The organism is Nonomuraea sp. LPB2021202275-12-8 (assembly GCF_037044575.1).
In the GTDB taxonomy this organism is placed as follows: domain Bacteria; phylum Actinomycetota; class Actinomycetes; order Streptosporangiales; family Streptosporangiaceae; genus Nonomuraea.
Genome location: NZ_JBAHWD010000114.1, coordinates 1 through 1,512 on the forward strand (window position 1 = coordinate 1; position 1,512 = coordinate 1,512).

Below are 1,512 nucleotides of genomic sequence, written 5' to 3' on the forward strand. Positions count from 1 at the left end.
GAGGTCAGACATCCCTGGAGTCGGAATGTCAAGCAGCGAGATCGTTTAGTCGGTGTGACCAGGCGGTTGCCGGGTCGTAGGGAGTGTGGGTTTTGAGGCATCCGTGGAGGATGCCGACCAGGCGGTTGCCGACCTGGCGCAGGGCGGCGTTGTGGCTGACGTCGCGAGCTTTGAGCTGGTCGTAGTAGGCGCGGACGGCCGGGTCGTGCAGGATGGCGGCGCCGGCCTGCAGGTGCAGGGCGTCGATGAGCCGGTCGTTGTGGATGAACCGGGCGTGCACGGTCTTGGACTTGCCCGATTGCCGGGTGATCGGCGAGGTCCCGGCGTAGTTCTTGCGCGCCTTGGCACTGGCGTAGCGGCCTTTCGCGTCACCGAACTCTGCGAGCACCCGGGCGCCGAGGATGGCGCCGATGCCGGGCTGGCTGAGGAGGATCTCAGCGTCCGGGTGCCGGCCAAAATGGGCCTCGACCTGACCTTCGAGGGTGCTGATCTGGGTGTTGAGGGTCTGCAGGACCGCGACGGTCGCCGACACGGTGGCCGCGTAGGCCGAAGCCACCAGGTCGCTTTGCCCGAGGTGCTCGGCGCGCAGTTCGGCCTGAATCGCGGCGGCCCTGGCAGGCTTGTCGCGGTAGCCCTTGAGCGTCGCGGTGATCTGGGCGACGGTCAGCCTCGCCGCCGCCTGCGGGGTGGGGGCCTTGGCCAGTAAGGCGAGCGCGGCGGTGCTGGTGAGGCCCAGGGGCCCGCAGGCCGCGAGCGCGGCGGGGAAGTAGTCGCGCAGCGCCGAACGCAGCCGCAGCATGTGCCGGGTCCGCTCCCAGATCATCGTCTGATGCGCGCGGGCGACGACCTTGACCGCCTCGGCCTCATCGGAGTCCGCGGCGATCTCGCGCAGCTGGTGACGGCGGGTGCGGACCATGTCGGCCAGCGCGTGCGCGTCGGCCTTGTCGCTCTTGGCCCCGGAGTTGCCCATCACCTCGCGGTGCCGGGCGGCCTGCTTGGGGTTCACCCCGAACACCCGGTAGCCGGCCGCGGTCAGCGCCCGCACCCACGGCCCTCGGTCGGTCTCGATGCACACCAGCACCTCGGCCGACTCGGCGTCCTCGGGCAGGAACGAGGCGACCAGCTCGTGGAAGCGGGCCATCCCGGCCGCACCCTCGGGCAGCCGGGCCCGCTTGACCGCCCGGCCCTGCTCGTCCTGCACCTCCACATCGTGATGGTCCTCGGCCCAGTCATCACCGACGAACAGCACCCGATCCCCCAACCTTCGACGACACGATCAAGCAGCCCGCAGGAGCCGGTCGGCGTGCTAATGGACCAGTACTCACGCCCCCTCACTCAAAAAGGGGGCGGGCACGACATCCCATCAGTGATCAAGACTCCTGACCACCGGTGAGGGCACGGTCTGACCTCAGGACTCCACGATCGGTCCAGCCGAAGAAAGTGCTCACCCACCAGCGGCTACCAGGCACCGAGTCTGCCCGATCAGCCGACCCGGTAACTCCCATTAGCCGA

At 69.2% G+C, this 1,512-nt stretch carries 1 protein-coding gene; it reads right to left on the reverse strand.

Going from position 1 to position 1,512, the window contains the following annotated elements; all coding sequences use genetic code 11:
- Window positions 1–28: 28 nt before the first annotated feature.
- Entirely contained in the window at window positions 29–1,249 is a 1,221-nt protein-coding gene (locus V5E28_RS48940; RefSeq protein WP_336217180.1) for an IS110 family transposase, read from the reverse strand.
- Window positions 1,250–1,512 lie beyond the last annotated feature (263 nt).